This is a genomic window from Caballeronia zhejiangensis (assembly GCF_022879815.1).
Taxonomy (GTDB): Bacteria; Pseudomonadota; Gammaproteobacteria; order Burkholderiales; family Burkholderiaceae; genus Caballeronia; species Caballeronia zhejiangensis.
In genome coordinates this window covers 959,500-980,596 of record NZ_CP084284.1, presented here as the reverse complement: position 1 = coordinate 980,596, position 21,097 = coordinate 959,500, and the positions used below count along the sequence as shown (strand labels likewise).

21 protein-coding genes are annotated in these 21,097 nt (G+C 62.3%); 12 read left to right on the top strand and 9 right to left on the bottom strand.

What is annotated here, in order from left to right:
• The first annotated feature begins 34 nt into the window (after positions 1-34).
• A complete protein-coding gene (locus tag LDZ23_RS19075; RefSeq protein ID WP_244808153.1) occupies positions 35-1,441 on the top strand; it encodes a cytochrome c peroxidase in 1,407 nt (468 codons plus the stop codon).
• Between the two features lie 29 nt (positions 1,442-1,470).
• Here the strand turns inward: LDZ23_RS19075 and ehuA are convergent, their stop codons facing one another.
• From ehuA to ehuB, 4 genes are read right to left on the bottom strand one after another with little or no spacing between them, the layout of a single operon-like run.
• Positions 1,471-2,295, bottom strand: a complete 825-nt coding sequence (gene ehuA / locus LDZ23_RS19070) for an ectoine/hydroxyectoine ABC transporter ATP-binding protein EhuA (RefSeq protein ID WP_008353028.1) — start codon at positions 2,293-2,295, stop codon at positions 1,471-1,473.
• 26 nt (positions 2,296-2,321) lie between these two features.
• Positions 2,322-2,981, bottom strand: a complete 660-nt coding sequence (gene ehuD / locus LDZ23_RS19065) for an ectoine/hydroxyectoine ABC transporter permease subunit EhuD (RefSeq protein WP_200889187.1) — start codon at positions 2,979-2,981, stop codon at positions 2,322-2,324.
• Positions 2,982-2,986: 5 nt separating this feature from the next.
• The gene (gene ehuC / locus LDZ23_RS19060; RefSeq protein ID WP_008353030.1) at positions 2,987-3,679 is read right to left on the bottom strand and encodes an ectoine/hydroxyectoine ABC transporter permease subunit EhuC; all 693 of its coding nucleotides are present in this window, start codon (positions 3,677-3,679) and stop codon (positions 2,987-2,989) included.
• A gap of 49 nt (positions 3,680-3,728) precedes the next feature.
• Positions 3,729-4,580 carry an ectoine/hydroxyectoine ABC transporter substrate-binding protein EhuB gene (ehuB, locus tag LDZ23_RS19055; protein ID WP_033537059.1) on the bottom strand — a complete coding sequence of 284 codons (852 nt, stop codon included), beginning with the start codon at positions 4,578-4,580 and terminating at the stop codon, positions 3,729-3,731.
• Positions 4,581-4,806: 226 nt separating this feature from the next.
• Between ehuB and ehuR the strand changes: the two genes are divergently transcribed.
• From ehuR to LDZ23_RS19010, 9 genes are all read left to right on the top strand, one after another.
• Positions 4,807-6,204, top strand: coding sequence for a MocR-like ectoine utilization transcription factor EhuR (ehuR, locus tag LDZ23_RS19050; protein ID WP_008353032.1), 1,398 nt, complete (start codon positions 4,807-4,809; stop codon positions 6,202-6,204).
• Positions 6,205-6,284: 80 nt separating this feature from the next.
• Positions 6,285-7,250: a hydroxyectoine utilization dehydratase EutB gene (gene eutB / locus LDZ23_RS19045; RefSeq protein ID WP_008353033.1), complete on the top strand. Its 966-nt coding sequence runs from the start codon at positions 6,285-6,287 to the stop codon at positions 7,248-7,250.
• Between the two features lie 4 nt (positions 7,251-7,254).
• A complete protein-coding gene (locus LDZ23_RS19040) occupies positions 7,255-8,259 on the top strand; it encodes a cyclodeaminase (protein WP_008353036.1) in 1,005 nt (334 codons plus the stop codon).
• Positions 8,260-8,270: 11 nt separating this feature from the next.
• Complete coding sequence (doeA, locus tag LDZ23_RS19035; RefSeq protein ID WP_008353038.1) at positions 8,271-9,497, top strand: ectoine hydrolase DoeA; 1,227 nt, start codon at positions 8,271-8,273, stop codon at positions 9,495-9,497.
• Between the two features lie 4 nt (positions 9,498-9,501).
• Positions 9,502-10,524 (top strand): N(2)-acetyl-L-2,4-diaminobutanoate deacetylase DoeB, encoded by a 1,023-nt coding sequence (gene doeB / locus LDZ23_RS19030; RefSeq protein WP_008353039.1) that lies wholly within the window; start codon positions 9,502-9,504, stop codon positions 10,522-10,524.
• A gap of 4 nt (positions 10,525-10,528) precedes the next feature.
• Complete coding sequence (locus tag LDZ23_RS19025; RefSeq protein ID WP_033537078.1) at positions 10,529-11,008, top strand: Lrp/AsnC family transcriptional regulator; 480 nt, start codon at positions 10,529-10,531, stop codon at positions 11,006-11,008.
• A gap of 195 nt (positions 11,009-11,203) precedes the next feature.
• Positions 11,204-12,682 carry an NAD-dependent succinate-semialdehyde dehydrogenase gene (locus tag LDZ23_RS19020; RefSeq protein WP_008353045.1) on the top strand — a complete coding sequence of 493 codons (1,479 nt, stop codon included), beginning with the start codon at positions 11,204-11,206 and terminating at the stop codon, positions 12,680-12,682.
• A gap of 47 nt (positions 12,683-12,729) precedes the next feature.
• Positions 12,730-14,148 carry an aspartate aminotransferase family protein gene (locus LDZ23_RS19015; RefSeq protein ID WP_008353047.1) on the top strand — a complete coding sequence of 473 codons (1,419 nt, stop codon included), beginning with the start codon at positions 12,730-12,732 and terminating at the stop codon, positions 14,146-14,148.
• A 129-nt stretch (positions 14,149-14,277) separates the two neighbouring features.
• On the top strand, positions 14,278-14,511 hold the full coding sequence (locus LDZ23_RS19010) for a hypothetical protein (RefSeq protein WP_008353048.1): 234 nt from the start codon (positions 14,278-14,280) through the stop codon (positions 14,509-14,511).
• A 64-nt stretch (positions 14,512-14,575) separates the two neighbouring features.
• Here the strand turns inward: LDZ23_RS19010 and pqqA are convergent, their stop codons facing one another.
• Positions 14,576-14,650, bottom strand: coding sequence for a pyrroloquinoline quinone precursor peptide PqqA (gene pqqA / locus LDZ23_RS19005; RefSeq protein ID WP_008353049.1), 75 nt, complete (start codon positions 14,648-14,650; stop codon positions 14,576-14,578).
• Between the two features lie 468 nt (positions 14,651-15,118).
• Complete coding sequence (locus LDZ23_RS19000; protein WP_008353051.1) at positions 15,119-15,352, bottom strand: DUF2795 domain-containing protein; 234 nt, start codon at positions 15,350-15,352, stop codon at positions 15,119-15,121.
• 121 nt (positions 15,353-15,473) lie between these two features.
• Here LDZ23_RS19000 and LDZ23_RS18995 point away from each other — a divergent pair, with 121 nt between their 5' ends.
• Entirely contained in the window at positions 15,474-15,710 is a 237-nt protein-coding gene (locus LDZ23_RS18995) for a hypothetical protein (protein WP_008353052.1), read from the top strand.
• Positions 15,711-15,719: 9 nt separating this feature from the next.
• Here LDZ23_RS18995 and LDZ23_RS18990 read toward each other — a convergent pair whose 3' ends face one another.
• Entirely contained in the window at positions 15,720-18,641 is a 2,922-nt protein-coding gene (locus LDZ23_RS18990) for a bifunctional diguanylate cyclase/phosphodiesterase (RefSeq protein WP_008353053.1), read from the bottom strand.
• A gap of 176 nt (positions 18,642-18,817) precedes the next feature.
• Positions 18,818-19,804, bottom strand: a complete 987-nt coding sequence (locus LDZ23_RS18985; protein ID WP_008353055.1) for a GlxA family transcriptional regulator — start codon at positions 19,802-19,804, stop codon at positions 18,818-18,820.
• Positions 19,805-19,924: 120 nt separating this feature from the next.
• On the opposite strand from LDZ23_RS18985, the gene LDZ23_RS18980 reads away from it, so the two are divergent.
• Positions 19,925-20,614 (top strand): DJ-1/PfpI family protein, encoded by a 690-nt coding sequence (locus LDZ23_RS18980; protein WP_008353057.1) that lies wholly within the window; start codon positions 19,925-19,927, stop codon positions 20,612-20,614.
• Positions 20,615-20,664: 50 nt separating this feature from the next.
• Here LDZ23_RS18980 and LDZ23_RS18975 read toward each other — a convergent pair whose 3' ends face one another.
• The gene (locus LDZ23_RS18975; protein WP_008353060.1) at positions 20,665-21,087 is read right to left on the bottom strand and encodes a GNAT family N-acetyltransferase; all 423 of its coding nucleotides are present in this window, start codon (positions 21,085-21,087) and stop codon (positions 20,665-20,667) included.
• Positions 21,088-21,097 lie beyond the last annotated feature (10 nt).

Sequence of the window (21,097 nt, the reverse complement as noted above, 5' to 3'; positions counted from 1 at the left end):
GCTAGCCAACTAATTCGAAAGCTAGAGCCAGTCGATGTCAAACATGTTGAAGAAGTCGTTGTTAGCGGTCGCGGGGGTCGTCATTGCAGGATATCTGGGCATGTCGGGTTATGCGTATCTGCACGACACGGCGTATGCGAGCAAGGCCGCAGAAGGGCCGGTGTCGTCGGCGCAAGCGGGTTCCATTCGCAACGTGCTGAACCGCAACGCATGCTATTACTGCCATTCGACGAAGGCCGAATTGCCGTCGTATTCGACATGGCCTGGCATCGCGCAGTTATCGAAGCATGACGTCGAGAAAGGGCTGCGTCATTTCCGTATCGACGCGCTGTACAACGCTCTCGAAGACGGCACGCCCGCGCCTGAAGCCGATATCGCCAAGCTCGAAACAGTCGTGAAAGACGGCACGATGCCGCCCGCTGCGTTCCGCGCCGTGCACTGGAGCACGGGCCTGACGCAGGATGATCGCGACATGCTGCTCGAATGGATCGCCGATGTCCGCAAAGCGAACTATGCGACGCACGGCGTAAGCGACGAATTCGCGAACGAGCCGGTGCAGCCCTTGCCGGCATCGCTGCCCGTCGATGCGCGCAAGGTCGCGCTCGGCATGCGCCTGTTCCACGATCCGCGCCTGTCGTCTGACAATTCGATCTCGTGTGCGAGCTGTCATGGCCTCGGAACCGGTGGCGTCGACAACCGCAAGCTATCGCTCGGCGTGGGCGGTCAACTCGGCGGCGTGAACGCGCCGACCGTATTTAACGCGGCGCTGAATCACGCGCAGTTCTGGGACGGACGTGCCGCGACGCTGCAGGATCAGGCGGGCGGGCCGCCGCTGAATCCGGTCGGGATGGCTTCGGTTTCGTGGGATCAGATCATCGGGAAGCTGAACAAGGATGCGGAGTTCACGCGCGCCTTCACGAGTGTGTATGAACGCGGCTGGTCGGGCGACGACATCACGGACGCCATCGCCGAATTCGAAAAGACCTTGCTGACGCCGAGCCGTTTCGACGCTTATCTTCGCGGCGACAAGACCGCACTCAACGAGCAGGAATTGCGCGGCTATCAGCTATTCAAGGCGAACCGTTGCGCGAACTGTCACGTCGGCGCGAATCTCGGCGGCCAGTCGTATGAACGGATGGGACTCGCCGGCGATTACTTCGCGGCGCGCGGCGTTGCATTGACGGATGCGGACAAAGGCCGAGCGAACGTGACACGCGATCCGGGCGATCTGCATCGCTTCAAGGTGCCGGGACTGCGCAACGTCGCGCTGACCGCGCCGTATTTCCACGACGGCAACGTGAACGACCTGCATCAGGCCGTTCGCGACATGGCGAAGTACGAAGTGGGAACGAAGCTATCGGAAGCGGATGTCGAGTCGATCGTCGCGTTCCTCAAGGCACTCACGGGAACCTATACGCCGCTGGCGGCGAGCACGCAGTAAGCCGCACCCGCGCCGCGCGCAGCAACGAATCAAAGCGCCTCGGTCACCGCACGCAGGAACTGCCGCGTGCGCTCATGCTGCGGTGCGCTGAAGAACTGCTGCGGCGGCGCCTGTTCGATGATCTTGCCTTGCGAGAAGAAACACACGCGATCGGCGAACTCTTTCGCGAAGCCCATCTGGTGCGTGACCATCAGCATCGTCAGGTTGTGTTCTTCGCCGAGACGGCGAATCACGTTGAGCACTTCGCCGCATAGTTCGGGATCGAGCGCGGATGTCACTTCGTCGAACAGCATGATCTTCGGCCGCATGGCGAGCGCTCGCGCAATCGCGACGCGCTGCTGCTGTCCCCCCGACAATTGCGACGGGTAATGCTCGCACTTCTCCGCGAGGCCGACGAGCGACAGCAGTTCGCGCGCGCGCTCGGTCGCTTCCTTCTTCGACAATCCGAGCACGCTCATTGGCGCTTCGATCGTATTCGCGAGCGCGGTCATGTGTGGAAAGAGATTGAAGCTCTGAAACACCATGCCGATCTTGCTGCGAACCTGACGAATATGCCGCGGCGATGCGGGCACGAGCTTGCCGCCGCGCATTTCGTGCGTGAGCGGCTGCCCGTCCACTTCGATGACGCCATCGGTCAGCGGATCGAGCGTCATCAGTACGCGCAATAGCGTGGACTTGCCCGAGCCGCTCGGGCCGATGATCGCCACCTTCTCGTTCGGCGCGACATCGAGATCGAGGCCGTCGAGCACGGTCAGCGGGCCGTAGCGTTTGGTGACGTTGCGAAAGCGCACCATCGGCGTGTTCGCGCTGGCGTCGGCTGCGCGGCCGAGCGCGGGGTCGAAATCCCGTTTCATCTGCTGCTCCTGGTATTGAGTCGCGGTCATGGCAGCCTCACGCGCCGTTCGATATGACGCACGCCCGAAGCGAACGTCACGCTGATGATGAGAAAGAAGATTCCGGTCATCGTGATGGGTTCGAGATAGCGAAAGGTCTCGGAGCCGATGTTCTTCGCCTGCTGCATCAGTTCGACGACGGTGATCGCGGAGAGCACCGGCGTGTCCTTGAACATCGCAACAAGGTAGTTGCCGAGCGCGGGAATCACCGGGCGGATCGCTTGCGGCAGAATCACGCCGGTATAGGTGCGCCACGGCCTGAGCGACAGCGCGCACGATGCTTCCCATTGTCCGCGAGCAACGCCGTTGAGTCCCGCGCGATACACCTCGGACACGTAGCATGCGTAATGGACCGCGATGCCGAGCGTGCCCGCCGTCAACGCCGACATCGTAAAGCCGTAAAGCGGCGCGACATAGAAGAGCACGTACACCTGAATCAACAGCGGCGTGCTGCGTATGAACTCGATGAAGAACGCAGTCGTCTTCGCGAGCGGCGCGAAATCGCTGCGCCGCATGATGGCGAGAACGAGGCCGAGCACGAGCGCGATGGCGAACCCGACGAGCGTGATGCCGATCGTATAAGTCGCCGCGCGCGCGAGTTCCGGCAGGATCTGCAGCGCGTATTTCACATCGAAGAGTTGACCCAGCGACGTCATGATGCGGCCCCCGGTAAGGTGCGGCTCGCGCGACGGATCGCGACATGACTGCTCACGCGCCGCTCGAACACCCGCATCACGGCGACGATCACCTGCGCGAGCACGAAGTAGATGAGCAGCGTGAGCCCGAAGATTTCCGCTGTCTTGAAGGTCGCTTCGTCGAGCTGGCGCGCGCGGAACGTGAGATCCGACAGCGTGATCAGCGAGACGAGCGATGTGCCCTTCAACAGTTCGATCATCAGATTCGTCGCGGGCGGCAGCGCGTTGATCATCGCCTGCGGAAGCACGATGCGACGCAGCCGCGCCGTGGCCGGCATGTTCAGCGCGAGCGCCGCTTCGTACTGTCCGCCCGGCACCGAACGCAGCGCGCCGCGCAGAATCTCGGAGCCATACGCGCCGTAGTGCAACCCGAGCCCGACGATGGCGACCGTGAAGGGCGTCAGTTGCACGTTGAACGGCGGCAGCGGCAGCACGAAGAAGAGCCAGAACAACTGCACGAGCAGCGAAGTGCCGCGAAACACTTCGACATACACGTTGCCGATCCATCGCACGACACGGTATGGCGCGGCGCGCAACGCCGTCGCGACGCCCGCCATGACGATCGCAAGCAGGATGCTGATGAAGGCGATCTGGATCGTGACGAGCGTGCCCTTCATCATCAAGGGCAGAAGCTCACGGAGGTCACTCATGACAGTTCCTCGCTAGTAGATGAAGCTGCGCGTCGCGATGCATCGATGCTCAACCGGCGCACAGTTCCGGCGCTTTCTTCGCTGTCACGTTGGACTTGTCGAAGCCGAAGGGCGCGACGGTCTTCAAATGATCGTCGGTGCCGAGCCACTGATGCAGCTCCTTGTTGACGGCGTCGCGCAGATCGGTGTCTTCGGGTCGGAACGCGAGCGCGCCATAGCCTGTGTGCTTCGGATCGTCGTTGAACTGCTTGATCGCCTCGACCGCCGAGCCGCCTTTTTCGGCGAGGCCCTTCATCGTCAATGCGGTGCCGACAGCCGCGTCGGCGCGACGCGCGCGCACGGCCTGCAATTGCGCGGTCGTGTCCGGAACCTGAAGAATCTGGTCGTCCTTGATGCCCGCCGCGCGCGCATAACCGAGTTCCGCCGTACCTGCCATTACAGCAAGCTTCGTGTCCGGCTGCTTCGCGACATCGGCATAGCTGTGCAGGTTCTTCGGGTTGCCCTTCATCGTCAGCAGCGTGTCGGGAATCTGATATTGCGGATCGGCGAACGCCACTTGCTTGCAACGCTCGGGCGTGATGTACATGCCCGCTGCAATCACGTCGAAGCGGCCGGCTTTGAGGCCCGGAATCAATGCGCCCCATTCGGTCAGCACCGCATCGACCTTCTTCACGCCGAGCTTGGCGAACACCTTCTTCGCGATCTCGGGCGATTCGCCGGTTACGGTGCCATCGGGCGTCGTGTAGGCGAAGGGCGTTTCGTTCGCATAGCCGATACGCACCTCGCCGGTGCGCTGGATGCGCTGCAACGTGGTTTCCGCGTTCGCGCTCGTGGCATAGGCGGCAAGACTCGCTGCCGCGACGCACGCCGCCAGCATTCCAGACAGTCGCTTCGTGTTCATATCGTTCCCGTAGTAATGGTTCTTCAAGCGTGGTCGAGTGGGGCGGCGCTGCATGTGAGAGACCGAGGAAAACCCTTACTCCAAGGGGCTTTGGAGTCACTCGCCGCATAGCCACCGACGCAGAATACAAAGCCATATATTTGTTCCGATTGCTCTAGGACAATTATTTTCGCGCGCGCTTTTGGGCCACTATTGCGCATGGAACCAGGCATGCGAGGAACAGCAAGTGAATGAAAGATGGCGCGACGCCGTGCGTACCGTGCAGGGCGTGCAGTCGAAGTACAAGCGGCTCGTCAAGGCGATGGCCGCCGATATAGAAAGCGGCGCGCTCGCATCGGGCGAACGGTTGCCGCCGCAACGCGAAGTCGCCGCCGATCTCGCGATCAGCGTGCAGACCGTCACCAATGCCTACAAGGAACTCGAACGGCAAGGGCTGATTCGATGCGAGGTCGGACGCGGGAGCTTCGTCAGCGCGCGCGTGACCGAAACGATGTCCAATTACATGCTCGACACCGCCGAGCGCTCGGTCGTCGATTTCTCGATCGCGCGCATCGTGCATACGCCCGAGCATGACGCGATGTGGCGCAAGGTCTGCGCGACGCTTTCGACCATCGACGATCAGCCGTGGATACGCGCGTTCCGGCCGATTGCGGGCTTCGACAGTCATCGACAGGCGGGCGTCGAATGGCTCGCTTCGCTCAACATGCCCGCGAAGGTCGAGACGCTGCTCGTCACCAACGGCGTCGCGCATAGCATCTTCCTTGCGCTGGCGAGCATCGTCGGGCCGGGCGATACGGTGCTGTGCGAAAGCCTCACCGATCACGGCGTAATCGGATCGGCGAACGTGTTGGGGTTTACGCTCAAAGGTCTTGAGATCGACGAGCACGGCATTCGCCCCGAGCACTTCGAGGAAGTCTGCGACAGCGAACGCGTGAGCGCGCTCGTCTGCACGCCGACGCTGAACAATCCCACGGTCGCGATGATGCCCGACTCGCGCCGCCGCGCGATTGCGCGCATCGCGGAACGCTATGGCGTCTATGTGATCGAGGACGATGTCTATGGCGCGTTGCCCGCGAAAACGCAGACGCCTATCGCGAGCCTCATTCCGGAACTCGCTTTCTACTGCACGAGCATGACCAAGTCCGTATTGAGCGGCTTGCGCACGGGCTTCATGACGGTGCCGCGGCGTCTTGCGTTGCGTGCGGAAAGCGTGCTGCGCGTCAGTTGCTGGATGGCGACGTCGCCCATCGCGGAGGTCACCGCGCGCTGGATCACGGATGGCACCGCGCAACGTCTCGTGGAGATTCAGCGCGAGCGGCTCGCGGCACGCCAGGGCGTCGTGCGCGAAGTGCTCGGCGAATACGTGCTCGGCAGTCATCCGAACGCGCTTTCGGTATGGCTGCGTGTGCCCGACGAATGGGAAGCGGAGCGCATCACGCGTGAATTGCGCAATCGCAATATCGCCGTGACGTCGCCGGATCCGTTTCTCGTGCGCGGCGCGGACCGGCCCAATGCGGTGCGGCTATGCGTGGGCGCGGAAGTCGGCGAAAGCACGTTTCGCAGCGCGGTCGAAACGATGCGCGAAGTCTTCGGTCAGTACCCGCATGTGCATGACTTCAACTAAATGAACTAGGACAATCGAAAACGATTTTTTAGGACATTAGACTGAGTTGCATGGTTAGCTCAAACGCAATTCAGCCGCACATGTCCGCACTCACGCTCGCCGATGTCTACCGCGCCCGCCAGCGCATCGAAGGCCGCGCGCTCGTCACGCCGCTGGTTCATTCGCTGTCGCTCTCGCGCATCGCGGGCGTGCCCGTTCATCTGAAGCTCGAAACGCTGCAACCTACGGGCAGCTTCAAACTGCGCGGCGCGACCAATGCGCTCGCACAGATCGCGGAGCAAGGCTGCAAGCGTGTCGTCACCGCATCGACGGGCAATCATGGCCGCGCGGTTGCACACGCGGCACGCGCGCTCGGCATCGAAGCAGCAGTGTGCATGTCGTCGCTCGTGCCGAAGAACAAGGTCGATGCGGTGGCCGCGCTCGGCGCGCGTGTCGTCATCGTCGGCAAGAGTCAGGACGATGCACAGGTCGAAGCGCAACGTCTCGTGCGCCAAGAAGGCTATGCATTCGTGCCGCCCTTCGACGACGAACGCGTGATCGCGGGGCAAGCCACCATCGGCCTTGAAATTCTCGAAGCGCTGCCCGATGCGGCGAGCATCGTCGTGCCCTTGTCGGGCGGCGGCTTATTCAGCGGCGTCGCGTTCGCGGCGAAAAGCATTCGTGCCGACGTGAAGATGATCGGCGTGTCGATGGAACGCGGCGCTGCGATGCATGCGAGTCTCGCGGCAGGCAAGCCGGTGTTCGTCGATGAACTCGAAACACTCGCCGATTCGCTCGGCGGCGGCATCGGCCTCGATAACAGACATACGTTCGCGATGACGCGCGATCTCATCGACGATGTCGTGCTGCTCGATGAAGTGTCGATCGCGCGCGGCATCGTGCACGCGTATCGCGAAGAGCGGCTCGTTGTAGAAGGCGCGGCGGCGGTCGGCATCGCGGCTTTGCTCGACGGCGCGATTGGAGCCGCGAACGGACCGATCGTCATCGTCGTGAGCGGCAGCAACATCGATATCGCAACGCATCGTCGACTCATCGGAGCGGCCTGAACCCATGTCCAACATCGATACCTCCACCGTGCTGCTCGGGCAGGCGCAATTGCGCAAGCTCGTGCCGCTTGACCTCGACGCGATCGAGCAAGTCGAAGCCGCGTTCAAGTCGCTCGCGACCGAAGCCGTCGCAATGCCGCCGATCCTGCGTCTCGACATTCCCGAGCACGCCGGCGAAGTCGACGTGAAAACCGCTTATTTGCCGCGCTTTCCGAGCTTCGCGATCAAGGTGAGCCCTGGCTTCTTCAACAATCCGTCGCTCGGACTTCCGAGCCTCAATGGCCTGATGCTCGTGCTGTCCGCGCGCACCGGTCTCACGGAAGCCGTGTTGCTCGACAACGGTTATCTCACCGCCGTGCGTACCGCTGCGGCGGGCGCGGTTGCATCGCGCTGGCTCGCGCGCAAGGATGCGAAGCGCGTCGCGATTATCGGCGCGGGCGAGCAGGCGCGTCTGCAATTGAAGGCGTTGCGGCTCGTGCGCGACATCGGGCATGTGACCGTATGGGCGCGCGATCCGAAGAGCGCGCAGCAGTTCGCGCGTGACTGCAAAGACTTGCCATGCGATGTCGCCGACAGCGTGAACCAGGCGTTGAAGCACGCCGATATCGCCATCACGACGACGCCGAGCCGCGAGCCACTGATACACGCACGCGATCTGCATCCGGGCTTGCATATCACCGCGATGGGATCGGATGCGGAGCACAAGAATGAAATCGCTCCGGACGTGTTCGCCAAAGCGCGCTATGTGTGCGACCGCCTTCAGCAAGTGCGCGTGCTCGGCGAGCTGCATCATGCGATCGAAGCGGGCGTGACGGATGCTGATGCATCTTTTGCCGAGCTTGGCGAAGTCATCGCGCAACAGGCTCAAGGCCGTATGAGCGATGACGAGATCACCGTCTGCGATCTGACCGGCACCGGCGCGCAAGACACCGCGATCGCGACGCTCGCCATTCAGCGAGCGCGCGCGGCACAGGCAGGAACCATTTTCCACAACGATGTGACCGCTTGATAGAGGGGACGATGTCCGAAATCACGCAACAGAAGAAGCTGGATGAACGAGGGGCGCCCGTGGTACGCCTGCCGTTCGAACGCAGCGAGTACGACGCGCGGATCGCGAAGACACGGCGCGCGATGGAGAAAGCGGGCATCGATCTGATGATCGTGACCGACCCGACCAACATGGCGTGGCTCACCGGTTACGACGGCTGGTCGTTCTACGTGCATCAATGCGTGCTGCTCGCGATGCACGGCGATCCGGTCTGGTACGGCCGCGGCCAGGACGCGAACGGCGCGAAGCGCACGGTGTTCATGTCGCACGACGATATCGTCGGCTACCCGGATCACTATGTGCAGTCGCAGGTGCGCCATCCGATGGATTATCTGTCATCCGAAGTAATTGCCGCGCGTGGCTGGGACACGTTGCGCATCGGCGTGGAGATGGACAACTATTACTTCAGCGCGAAGGCGTATGCGTCGCTGACGCAGCATCTGCCGAACGCGAAGTTCGTCGATGCGACCGCGCTCGTCAACTGGCAGCGCGCAGTGAAGTCGAAGCGCGAGATCGAGTACATGCGCGTCGCGGCGCGCATCGTCGAGAAGATGCATGCGCGCATTCTCGACACGGTCGAGCCGGGCATGAAGAAGAGCGATCTCGTCGCGCAGATTTACGAAGCGGGCATCACGGGCGTCGAAGGTTATGGCGGCGACTATCCCGCGATTGTGCCGCTATTGCCGACGGGTTCCGACGCCGCCGCGCCGCATCTCACATGGGACGACTCGACGTTCACGGCGAATGCGGGCACGTTCTTCGAAATCGCCGGATGCTTCAAGCGCTATCACTGCCCGCTCTCGCGCACGGTGTATCTCGGCCGCCCGCCGCAGCATTTCATCGAAGGCGAGAAGGCGGTCGTCGAAGGCATCGAGGCGGGTCTCGCGATGGCGAAGCCGGGCAACAAGACCGAGGACGTCGCCAATGCATTCTTCGCGGTGTTGCGCAAGTTCGGCATCGAGAAGGATAGCCGTTGCGGTTATCCGATCGGCGCGAGCTATCCGCCGGACTGGGGCGAGCGCACGATGAGCCTGCGTCCCGGGGACCAGACCGTCCTCGAACCCGGCATGACGTTCCACTTCATGCCGGGGCTGTGGCTCGACGACTGGGGCCTCGAAATCACGGAGAGCATCCTGATTACGGACACCGGCGTCGAGACCTTCTGCAACACGCCTCGCAAATTGTTCGTGAAGGAGTAGCACGATGCGCGCGTCACCGATCAGCCCGACCGTCGACTTCGATGCAGAGGGCGAACAGCACGGCTTTCTGAAGCTGCCGTATTCGCGCAACGATTCCGCGTGGGGCGCCGTGATGATTCCCGTCACCGTGATCAAGCGCGGCGACGGACCGACCGCGCTGCTCACGGGCGGCAATCACGGCGACGAATACGAAGGGCCGATCGCGCTGGCGAAGCTCGCATCGACGTTGAAGGCAAGCGACGTGAACGGCCGCGTGATCATCGTGCCGTTCATGAACTATCCGGCGTTTCGCGCGGGTTCGCGCACTTCGCCGATCGACGCGGGCAATCTGAATCGCAGCTTTCCGGGCAAGCCCGACGGCACGGTGACGGAAAAGATCGCGGATTACTTTCAGCGTCATCTGTTGCCGCTCGCCGATTACGTGCTCGATATCCACGCGGGCGGCCGCACGCTCGATTTTCTGCCGTTTGCGGCCATTCATGTATTGAACGACGGGACGCAGCAGTCGCGTTGCGAAGCCGCGATGCGTGCATTCGGCGCGCCGTATTCGATGCGGATGCTCGAACTCGACAGCATCGGTCTGTATGACAGCGCGGCCGAGGAAGCGGGCAAGGTGTTCGTCTCGACGGAACTGGGCGGTGGCGGTTCGTCGACGGCGAAGAGCGTCGCGGTGGCGGAGCGCGGCGTGTACGGCTTTCTCGCGTATGCGGGCATCATCGAGAAGGAGGTGGTTCGCGGCGAAGCGCGCACGACGACGTTGCTCGACATGCCGGATGGTTCCTGCTACACGACGAGCGAGCATACGGGCCTGCTCGAAATGTGCCGCGATCTCGGCGACATGGTGAGAGCGGGCGATGTGCTTGCGCGCGTGTATGACGTTACGCGCACGGGCGCGACGCCGGTTGAATATCGCGCGAAGCGTGACGGACTGCTTGCGGCGCGGCATTTTCCGGGCCTCGTGCAGATGGGCGACACCGTGGCCGTGGTCGCGGATATCGTCGAACGCAACATTGCCGTGAGCGTGTAAGTTGATCAAGCTCGACCGCTACGATCTGGCCATTCTGCGCATTCTTGCGCGGGATGGCCGCATAACGAAATCGCGCCTTGCGGAAGAGGTCAATTTGTCGATCTCGCCCGCGTGGGAGCGTGTGAAGAAACTCGAAGACAGCGGGCTTATCAAGGGCTATCGCGCGGATATCGACTGGACGGCTGCTTTCAAGGGCAGCCGTATTGTCGTTGAGGTGACGCTTTCGCGTCATACCGCGCAAGATATGCGGCGCTTCGAGGAGCGCGTCGCGGCGGCTTCCGAGATCGTGCAGTGTTATGCCACCGGCGGCGGCGTGGATTACGTGCTGCACGTCGTGTCGCGGGATATCGATCACTATCAGCGGTTCATCGATTCTTTGCTCGTCGAAGAGTTGGGTATCGAGCGGTACTTCACTTATATCGTTACGAAAGTCGTGAAGAATAGTACGGAAGGGCCGCCGGATTGGGTTGACGATGTGGTTTAGTTATTTTTTGGTTGCCGGATCCCGTATTTGTGTCGGCTCGGGGAAGCCCAAAAAAAACGCAAAAAGAAGCACAGAAAAAACAGAAAAAACACCAACCGCCCGAGGGCAATAACAAAAAACTCCATCGCGGCAACGCCCTTAAAGTGGACCCATCGAACCATGCAAATCAAGCACGCTTTGAGCAAGGAGACGAACATGCTGCTGGGCCATCCCGTTCTATTCAAATCCCTCTGTTATGTCGACGGCCGCTGGATTCACAGCGACAGCGCCGCATCGATTGCAGTAACCAATCCCGCCGATCAGAACGTCATCGGCCATGTCCCGATGCTCGATCAGGCGCAAATCGTCGCCACCATCGATGCCGCCGATCGCGCATTCCAGTCATGGCGCTGGATGCCGCAGCGAAAGCGCAGTGCGCTGCTCCTGCGCTGGCATGAACTCATCATGCGTCATCAATCGGACCTTGCCGGCATTTTGTCGCTCGAGCAAGGCAAGCCGCTCGCGGAATCCAAAGGCGAAATCACCTATGCGGCGAGCTTCGTCGAATGGTTCGCGAACGAAGCGAAACGCCTGGCGGGCCGCACCATTCCGACGCATATCGATGGCGCGCATCTCGGCACCGTGATGGAACCGGTCGGCGTCGCGGCATTGATCACGCCGTGGAATTTCCCCGTCGCGATGATCACGCGCAAGGCCGCCGCCGCGATTGCCGCGGGCTGCACCGTCGTCGTGAAGCCCGCGCATGAAACGCCGTTCTCCGCGATCGCACTCGCACAACTCGCCGAAGAAGCAGGCTTTCCGCCGGGCGTGTTCAACGTCGTGATCGGCGAGCCACAAATGGCGATGGAAACGCTCGTCAGCGATACGCGCGTGCGCGCCGTGAGCTTCACGGGGTCGACGCGCGTCGGCGGTCTCGTTGCGAAGACGGCAGCGCAGGCGGGCATCAAGAAGCTCGCATTGGAACTGGGCGGCAACGCGCCTTTCATCGTGACGGAAGACGCGGACCTGGAACAGGCCGTGCGCGTTGCAGTGGGCGCGAAGTTTCAAACCTCGGGGCAGGATTGCTGCGCTGCGAACCGCATTCTCGTCGCGCGTCCGCTTTATGAACGGTTCGTCGAACGCTACACGCAAGCGGTGAAAGCGCTGAAAGTAGGGACGGCCTTCGAAGCAGATGTCGATGTCGGTCCGCTCATGCATCAGGCCGCATTCGATGCGACCGTCGCTCGTGTCGAGGATGCAAAGGCGCAAGGCGCGCGCATCACCGTCGGCGGCAAAGCTCATGCGCTCGGTGGCTGGTTTTATGAACCGACCGTCGTCGCCGATGCCAGACCGGGCATGCGTATCTACGACGAAGAGAACTTCGCGCCGATCTCCGCGATCTCGCCGTTCGATACGCTCGACGAAGCCGTGACGCGCGCCAACGACACCGAATACGGCCTCGCCGCCTACGTCTGTGCGACGCGCATCGACACGATCTTCCAGCTCGTGCGCCGACTCGATTTCGCGATGGTGTCGGTCAACGGCGTGAAGTTCACCGGCGCGCCGATTCCGTTCGGCGGCATGAAGGCATCGGGCCTCGGACGCGAAGGCGGCGCGGAAGGCTTCGAGCCCTTCGTCGAAACGAAATACTTTTGCCTCGGCAATCTCGGCCTGCCGCTCACGAGCGCGGCCTGAAGACCTATCCTCAGAGACACGCAGTACCGCATATCAAGGAGAAGCACATGACCCAGCAGAATCAATCGCTCGAGCAACTGTTCGCCGAAGACCGCGCGCACTTCATGCATCCGTCCACGCATGCACACGATCACGCGAGCGGCGCGCTGCCCGGCAAGATCGTCACGGGCGCGAAGGGCATCCGCATTCAGGATCATCAAGGTAAAAGTTATATCGACGCATTCGCGGGCCTCTATTGCGTGAACATCGGCTATGGCCGCACCGAAGTAGCCGACGCAATCTATGAGCAGGCGAAGAAGCTCGCGTATTACCACACGTATGTCGGTCACTCGACCGATACGATCATCGAGCTGTCGTCGCGCATCATCGACTGGTCGCCCGAGGGCATGAAGAAGGTGTATTACGGCATGTCGGGATCGGATGCGAACGAAACGCAGATCAAGATCGTCTGGTATTACAACAATGTTCTCGGCCGTCCGAACAAGAAGAAGATCATCTCGCGCGAGCGCGGTTATCACGGTTCGGGCATCGTGACGGGCAGTCTCACGGGCCTGCCGAGCTTTCATCAGAACTTCGATCTGCCGATCGACCGCGTAAAGCACACGGTGTGTCCGCACTGGTATCGCAAGGCGCCCGCCGGCATGAGCGAAGCGCAATTCACCGCGTATTGCGTCGATGAACTCGAAAAGCTGATTGCGAAAGAAGGCGCGGATACGATCGCTGCATTCATCGCCGAACCGGTCATGGGCACGGGCGGTATCATCGCGCCGCCGCAAGGTTATTGGGAAGCTATCCAGGATGTTCTGCGGAAGCACGACATTCTTTTGATCTCCGATGAAGTCGTGTGCGGCTTCGGCCGTCTCGGCTCGAAAATGGGCGCGCAGCACTTCGGCATCAAGCCCGATCTCATCACGGTCGCGAAGGGCCTGACGAGCGCCTATGCGCCGCTGTCGGGCGTGATCGTCGGCGAGAAGGTGTGGGACGTGATCGAGAAGGGCTCGCGGGAACATGGTCCGATGGGACACGGCTGGACGTATTCGGGGCATCCCATTTGCGCGGCTGCTGCTATCGCGAACCTCGATATTCTCGAGCGCGAAAACCTGACGCAGAATGCCGCCGATGTCGGCGCGTATTTCCAGCAGCAATTGCACACGGCTTTCGATTCGCATCCGCTCGTCGGCGAAGTGCGCGGCGCGGGCATGCTCGCGGCGCTCGAATTCATGGCCGACAAGGACGCGCGCACGCCGTTCGACGCCGCGCTGAAGGTCGGCCCGAAGGTATCGGCGGCAGCACTCGAACGCGGCGTGATCGCGCGCGCCATGCCGCATGGCGATATCCTCGGCTTCGCGCCGCCGCTCGTCACGACGCGTGAAGAAGCGGACGAAATCGTCGGCATCGTGAAGCAGGCCGTGGATGCGGTGGCGAACGAAGTTATCGGCTCGGCACTCGCTACGCAAGCGATCTGATTCTCTTGAGTAGCGGTATGGGTAGTTGTGTTGGCAGAGGCTCGCGAAACATTGCGGGCCCTTTTTGCGATTCTGAAGGAACGTGCGTTGCTGAGTAATCTTCGGTGCCCCATCGAAAGGAGATTCACGATGAGCGAGAGCGAAGAGAAACGCCATCAGCAACCGCATTCCGCGCCTCACCCGAATGCAGCGGAGATCGAACCGGAGAACCGTCGGCTCGATCAGCATCCGCATCAGACGGCGGAAGTGCCTTATGGATCGGGCAATGAGCCGGAAATTGCAGGAAAGGGCGGGCTTGACGCACAGAACGCAGATCTTCCCGATCCCGCGAACGAACAATCCAGGACGCCGGGCAAAGATTGACGCATCGATTCGACGCGCCCATAAAACAAAACGGCCACTCAGGTGGCCGTTTTGTCATTTCCGATTAGCGCGTCGCGATATACATCGTGATTTCAAAGCCGAAGCGCATATCCGTGAAACTCGGGGTTTCCCACTTCATAGAGCCTCCTTGTGCAATGATTGGCCAGACGGATGCCGGGCCATTGCGCGGTTCTTCTGCTGCAGGCGCCGTGCAAAGCCGCGCATCCCAAATCGACGCACTTTAGATGCTAGCGCGAGAACAGGTATGACACGATTGGAAATTGCACCGGCGTTCATTTAAATTTTTTATAGCGGTCTCGGGCGATTTCCCGAATCGTCAGGTGTCGTGCCGATCTTGTCAGGATCATGGACCGGGTCGGGTTCCATTGCCTCTCCCGGCCGAGGGATGACCCGGTCTGCTTCAGCAGGGTCGATATTGCTCAGATTATTGCCTCCGGGCGCACGCGGCTTGTCGTGCGTATCGGGAGCTGCGGGTTTTTCGGCCATTACATTTTCCTCGTCAAACACGTGCCTTGCGGAAAGATCGAAAGCGTGGGGCGGCAGGATTGAATGCCGCATTGCGGAATAAGCGAAAGTTATGTCGCTGTTACTCGACGCGCGTGGCTTCGCGCAGCACCGCATCTTCGCTGTCGAAATTGCGATCGGTCATTTTGTTGAGCACGGCCAAGACCTCGCCGTCCGCGCCATTGCTTTTCGCGAGCGTCAGAAGTTTTTCCTTGCCCATCGGATAGTCGGCGCCCTTTAGCACGCGCGCGATTTCTTCCGGGCGCGGCTCATCCGGATGCCGGTGATTCTGCGAATGCGCGGGATGCTGTGCCATTTCCGCCTCCTTTTCGATTCGACGATAACCCTGACGATTCAGCAACGCGCGTACCCGTCACCGGGATCGGTTGATGCTGAATTGTCGATACGTTCCAACCGAAATCGAGGCGAGACATAACATGGCTATTGCAGCAGACCGCATCTCCGACACCGAAGTCAAGGTCGGCGAGATCATCTATAGCTTCGACACCAAGGCAACTGCCGATGGCTTTCAGCAATGCCTCGGCAGCGACTCGGTCGAGACCTGCGCGAAGAACCACGCGCCGGTGTCGACACGCGCCGTGGCCGATGAGAGCGGTGCGCCGAAGGGCGAGCCGGGCAGCATCATTTCACCGTCGCTGGGCGGCATGCCTTGATGCACGCGGCTACAGTGCCGCGCTTGCCGTCGTCGCGCGCGGAGCGAGCGCGGTGCGTGTGAGCGCGTCGAGCGGCAGCGGCTTGTCGAAGAAATAGCCCTGCGCCTGCGCCGCGCCCATGTCGCGCAACACGGCGAGCGTCGCCGCATCTTCGACGCCTTCCGCGACGAGCGTCAGATCGAGCGATTCCGCCATGCGCACGATCGCGCGCACGATCGCACGGCTGCGCGGGCTTTCGGTCAGTTCGAGAATGAACGACTTGTCGATCTTGAGGCCGGTGAACTGGTATTGATGCACATAACTGAGCGACGAAAAACCCGCGCCGAAATCGTCGAGCACGACAGACATGCCGTTGTCGGCCAGTCGCTGCATGGTGCGCCGCGCGAGATCGGGCTCGGCCACGAGCGCGCCTTCGGTAAGCTCGAGGCACACGCGCGACGGCGAGACGCGATAGCGACGCAATAGCGCCAGAACGTCATCGGCGAATTCGGGGCGCGTCATGCTATAGCTGGAGCAGTTCACATGCACCGGCGGCCAGTGCGCGAAGCGCGCATTCGAGAGAATCGCGGCAACGCGTTCGAGCATGTATAGATCGAGTCTGCCGATGAGCCTCAAGCCTTCGACCGAAGGAAGAAATTCACCCGGCCCGACGATATGGCCATCGGGTTGATGCCAGCGGATCAACGCTTCGAGCGCGACGATCTCACCGCTCTTTACGTCGACGATAGGCTGGAAATAAGGCAGCAGTTCGTCATCGCGCTTGATCGCATTGCGCAATGCGCCCTCACGTTCCACCTGGTCCGACACCTGACGTCGCAGTTCCTGATTGAACACGACGAAGCTGTCGCGTCCCGCATTTTTCACGCGATACATCGCGGTATCGGCGTCGCGCAACAGGTCGGCGGGCTCGGTATGGAACTGGCTGTCCGCGCTCACGATGCCAATGCTGCACGACGAAAACACGACATGCTCTTCGATGTGAAAGGGCAGATCGAACGCGGCCAGAATACGCTTGGCGATCGATACCGCATCGCGAACGTGTGCATCCGGGGAGAGCACGGCGAATTCGTCCCCGCCGAGGCGCGCGAGCAGATCCGTCGAACGCAGGCAATCGCGCAAGCGCGCCGCGGCCTGAACCAGCAGCATGTCGCCGAAGTGATGGCCGAGGCTGTCGTTCACGACCTTGAATCGGTCGAGGTCGATGAACATCACCGAGAGTTGGTCGCCGCGCGTCTGATAGTCCTGCCATGCGCAGCGCAGCTTGTGCATCAGATGGCTTCGATTCGGCAAGCCCGTCAATGAATCGTGCGAGTTCTCATAAAGCAGGCGTGCGTTGACATCGTCGAGTTCGCGCGTGCGCGCCTGGACCCGCGCTTCAAGTTCGAGGTTCGCGGCATGCAGCGCTTCGGCATCGCGCCGACGCGAAAGCGCCGTATCGATATGCCGCGACACGAAGGTGAGCAGTTCCTGATCGCGCAGCGAATAGCGCACGAGCGGCGAATAGCTTTGCACGGCGAGCACGCCGCGCACGACATCGCCATCGAAGAGCGGAATGCCGAGCCACGATCGCAGACGCACTTCGCTATGCTCGATCTCGAACGCGCCTTCTTCGATGAGACGCAGCGCCTCCGCATGATCGATCAGCCGCGCGCGCCGCTCGCGGATCACATATTCGGTGAGGCCGCGTTGTCCGCGTCGCGGCGCGGGGCGCTCCTGCACGATTTCATCGACGTAATACGGGAACGACACTTCGTCCGTTTCCGGTTCGATGAGTGCGATATAAAAATTGCGCGCGTAAAGCAATTCGCCGACGATCCCATGCAGGCTGCGCAAGAACTCCATCATGTCGCCGGGACGGCTCGACAATTCTGCGATCTGGTAGAGCGCAGCTTGCAGATGCTCGGATCGTTCGCGCTCGGCGATGCCGTGACGCAGCGCCGCGTTGAGCTTCGACAGTTCGGACGTGCGGTGCGCGACCTGCTCTTCGAGATCGGCGCGATGCAGGATGCGGTCGAGCGCCATCGCCACATGTCGTGCGACGACCAGAAAGAGCGCGCGGTCCTCGACGGTATAAATGCGCGATACGTCATAGACCTGCATCGCGAGCATGCCGAATACCTCGTCGCTCGCATTCTTGAGCGGCGCGCCCATCCAGAACTCGGGGCGGTCGCCGATGCAATAGAAATGGCCCGCGCGCTCCGCCGCGCAAATATCCCCGGCGGTGATGAAAAGCGGCTGCGCGCTCGTGAGCACGCGACCCGTCATCGAAAGACGTTCCGGATTCAGGATGTCGTAGTTTTCGGCCGCGACGACGTCGGTATCGATGACGTCGACATAATACGGATACGTGATCTTGCCCGTCTTGCGATCGTAGAGTGCGAGATAGAAGTTCTCCGCGTCGATGAGCGTGCCGAGCCGTTCATGCACGCCGCGCAGAAAATCGGCGCGCTCGGGCACGGAACTCGCCAGATAGGCGATTTCATAAAGCACGCGCTGCGTGAGTTGCGCGCGTGCGAGGGCATCGGCCTGCACGCGCTCGCCGAGCGTGCGCGCGAGTTCGGCGAGATGCGCGTCGTCGCGATGCGTGACCGGCGCGAGCAGCCAGCCGAGCACGCTCTCGCCGCGTCCGGTCGGCCAGCAGTGCCAGCCGTTATCGATGCACACCTCCGTCAGGCGTTCCTCGGCGATGCCATGCGGCCATTCCTGCGCATCGGGAAGCGCTGCATCGCCGCGCCGCTCGAGATGCAACTGCTCGCCCGCGCGATACCACGCCCATTGCTGCGGGCAGCCCATCGCGGCGGCCTCGCGCAGCAATGCGTCGATCGATGACGCCACGCTCGCGAAAATCTTTTCATCGGTCGCCGCCACGGTTGCAGGCTCGACCGCGGTTGCGCGGGCAACCTGCGCGTCGTACGCGGGAAACACACTCATCGGCGCTCCAGGCCATATTGCCGCCACGTCGGGCGGGTCTCGTTCAGCGACTGCGCTCGCACGCTGCTCCGGGCGCGCGTAACAAGCAAAGGCTCTATATGGGTAACGGCACGGAGCATACAGCCTTGAGCATGCGGTTCAAAAAAAGCCGCTCGTGCCGCAATGCATACGGGCATTCATGCCGGATGCGCGGTTTCGACGCGATCGTGCCCGGTAAATCTCTCGCGATACGCCTGCGGCGACACGCCCAGCGAACGCAGAAAACCGCGCCGCATCGTTTCCTCGGTGCCGAATCCGCAGCGCGCGGCGATGCGCTTTACGGGAAGCGCCGTATCGCCGAGCAGGCGGCGCGCGGCTTCGAGGCGCATGCGTTCGATCGAGCGCGCGGGCGTCATGCCGGTTTGCGCGCGGTAATGGCGCACGAAGCTGCGCTCGCTCATGCCGACACGCGCGGCAAGCACGCCGACCGAAAGATCCGCCGCGAGATTTTCAGCGATCCACGCATGCAGCTCGCCGAAACGTTCGCCCGACTTCTGCAACGACAGCGCCGCGCTGAACTGCGCCTGCCCGCCGGGGCGCTTGAGGAACACGACGAGATGGCGCGCGACGTCGAGCGCGAGCGCGCGGCCGAGATCGTCTTCGACGAGCGCAAGCGACAGGTCGATGCCCGCCGTGACGCCCGCGGATGTCCATACGTCGCCGTCGCGGATGAAGATCGGATCGGGCTCGACGTGGATCGCCGGGAAGCGCGTGGCGAGTTCCCCGCAGCGCGTCCAGTGCGTCACGGCGCGGCGTTCGTCGAGAAGGCCGGCGGCGGCAAGCAGAAACGCGCCCGTGCAAACGGACGCCGTGCGCCGCGCGTGCGCCGAACGCGCGCGCACCCAATCGACCAGTTCACGGTCGTGCACCGCTTCGTGCACGCCCCAGCCGCCCGCGACGATCAGCGTGTCGCACGCTTCGCTCGCATCGGGCAATGCCTCGCCGACGAGCCCCAGTCCCGCCGACGCGTTCACCGTGCCGCCCCGCGCAACCACGCGCGGCTGATACGGCCGCTGCAAGCCCGCCGCGACCGCCAGGTCATTGGCGGACGCGAACACCTGCAACGGGCCCGCGACGTCGAGCAACTGCACGTTGGGGAAGGCGAGCACGTCGATGGTTCGCATGGCGTTTTCCACGAAAGACAAGTTGGCGTAAAACGTGGGTTATGTGTCGAATTCGCCATAGCGTAGCGGCGTAGCATCGGTTCGTCCACACGAAAAACACGCTCGATCAAGGAGAAAACGATGACGCTACATATCGGCCTGTTGCTTTTTCCTCGCGTGCAGCAACTCGACATGACCGGCCCCTACGACGTGTTCGCGCACATGGCCGACACGAAGGTGCATCTCGTCTGGAAGACGCGCGAGCCCGTCCGGTCGAGCGCCGGCATGATCCTGACGCCCGACGTGACCTACGCGGATTGCCCCGTGCTCGATGTGCTGTGCGTGCCGGGCGGTTCAGGCGTCGGCGATCTGATGGAAGACGAGGAAACGCTCGCCTTCCTCCGCGAACAGGCGGCGGGCGCGCGCTACGTGACCTCGGTTTGCACCGGCTCGCTCGTGCTCGGCGCGGCGGGGCTTTTGCGCGGCAAGCGTGCGACGACGCACTGGGCGTATCACGATCTGCTCCCGGATTTGGGCGCGATTCCGGTGCACGAGCGCGTCGTGCGCGACGGCAACCTGTTCACGGGCGGCGGCATCACGGCGGGCATCGATTTCGCGCTGACGCTCGCGGCCGAACTCGTCGGCGAGCACGAAGCGCAGGCGATTCAATTGCAGATGGAATACGCGCCGGCGCCGCCGTTCGACTCGGGCGATCCGGCGCGCGCGCCCGCCGCGGTCGCGAACGATGTGCGCGAGCGTTGCGCGCCGTCGCTGGCCGCGCGCAGTGCGATCACGGCGCGTGTCGCGGAACGGCTGAAATCGCATGCTTAATTCAAAATGCGCTTTGGTCTCATGCATGCGAAATGCAAAACGCCAAATGACTAGAAGCGCTTTTGCATGAAGTAGCGCGGCTGACCCGCATGAAAATCCGCGAGTTCGCCGAAAAGCTCGTAACCACAGCGCGCGTAGAGGGCGCGCGCTGCGGGGTTGACCGTATCGAGCCACGCGGCGCGGCATCCTCGTTTTTTTGCTTCGCTTTCGGCGGCTTCGAGCGCGCGTGCGCCGAGTCCGGCGCCGCGCGCGTCCTCGCGTATCCACAGCCATTTCACGAAGAGCCAGTCCCACGCCGTGTAGCCTGCGAGCCCGCCCAGAAAGTCGTCATCGCGATAGAGCGACACCGCCAGATCGCGTTGATGGCTCGGCCCGAGTTGCGCGCGATTGAACGCGGCAAGCCCGCCCGCGACGTCGCGCTCGAACGTCGCGTCGATCCAGTCGGTGATGGCGAGCGTGACGCCGGCGTTCATCGACGCGTGA

What these genes read in the sequence shown, in the direction of transcription:
- LDZ23_RS19075 (WP_244808153.1), top strand. Translation starts at nt 35, where the DNA reads ATGTCAAACATGTTGAAGAAGTCGTTGTTAGCGGTCGCGGGGGTCGTC.
- ehuA (WP_008353028.1), bottom strand. Translation starts at nt 2,295, where the DNA reads ATGAAACGGGATTTCGACCCCGCGCTCGGCCGCGCAGCCGACGCCAGC.
- ehuC (WP_008353030.1), bottom strand. Translation starts at nt 3,679, where the DNA reads ATGAGTGACCTCCGTGAGCTTCTGCCCTTGATGATGAAGGGCACGCTC.
- ehuB (WP_033537059.1), bottom strand. Translation starts at nt 4,580, where the DNA reads ATGAACACGAAGCGACTGTCTGGAATGCTGGCGGCGTGCGTCGCGGCA.
- eutB (WP_008353033.1), top strand. Translation starts at nt 6,285, where the DNA reads ATGTCCGCACTCACGCTCGCCGATGTCTACCGCGCCCGCCAGCGCATC.
- LDZ23_RS19040 (WP_008353036.1), top strand. Translation starts at nt 7,255, where the DNA reads ATGTCCAACATCGATACCTCCACCGTGCTGCTCGGGCAGGCGCAATTG.
- doeA (WP_008353038.1), top strand. Translation starts at nt 8,271, where the DNA reads ATGTCCGAAATCACGCAACAGAAGAAGCTGGATGAACGAGGGGCGCCC.
- doeB (WP_008353039.1), top strand. Translation starts at nt 9,502, where the DNA reads ATGCGCGCGTCACCGATCAGCCCGACCGTCGACTTCGATGCAGAGGGC.
- LDZ23_RS19020 (WP_008353045.1), top strand. Translation starts at nt 11,204, where the DNA reads ATGCTGCTGGGCCATCCCGTTCTATTCAAATCCCTCTGTTATGTCGAC.
- LDZ23_RS19015 (WP_008353047.1), top strand. Translation starts at nt 12,730, where the DNA reads ATGACCCAGCAGAATCAATCGCTCGAGCAACTGTTCGCCGAAGACCGC.
- LDZ23_RS19010 (WP_008353048.1), top strand. Translation starts at nt 14,278, where the DNA reads ATGAGCGAGAGCGAAGAGAAACGCCATCAGCAACCGCATTCCGCGCCT.
- LDZ23_RS19000 (WP_008353051.1), bottom strand. Translation starts at nt 15,352, where the DNA reads ATGGCACAGCATCCCGCGCATTCGCAGAATCACCGGCATCCGGATGAG.
- LDZ23_RS18995 (WP_008353052.1), top strand. Translation starts at nt 15,474, where the DNA reads ATGGCTATTGCAGCAGACCGCATCTCCGACACCGAAGTCAAGGTCGGC.
- LDZ23_RS18990 (WP_008353053.1), bottom strand. Translation starts at nt 18,641, where the DNA reads ATGAGTGTGTTTCCCGCGTACGACGCGCAGGTTGCCCGCGCAACCGCG.
- LDZ23_RS18985 (WP_008353055.1), bottom strand. Translation starts at nt 19,804, where the DNA reads ATGCGAACCATCGACGTGCTCGCCTTCCCCAACGTGCAGTTGCTCGAC.
- LDZ23_RS18980 (WP_008353057.1), top strand. Translation starts at nt 19,925, where the DNA reads ATGACGCTACATATCGGCCTGTTGCTTTTTCCTCGCGTGCAGCAACTC.
- LDZ23_RS18975 (WP_008353060.1), bottom strand. Translation starts at nt 21,087, where the DNA reads ATGAACGCCGGCGTCACGCTCGCCATCACCGACTGGATCGACGCGACG.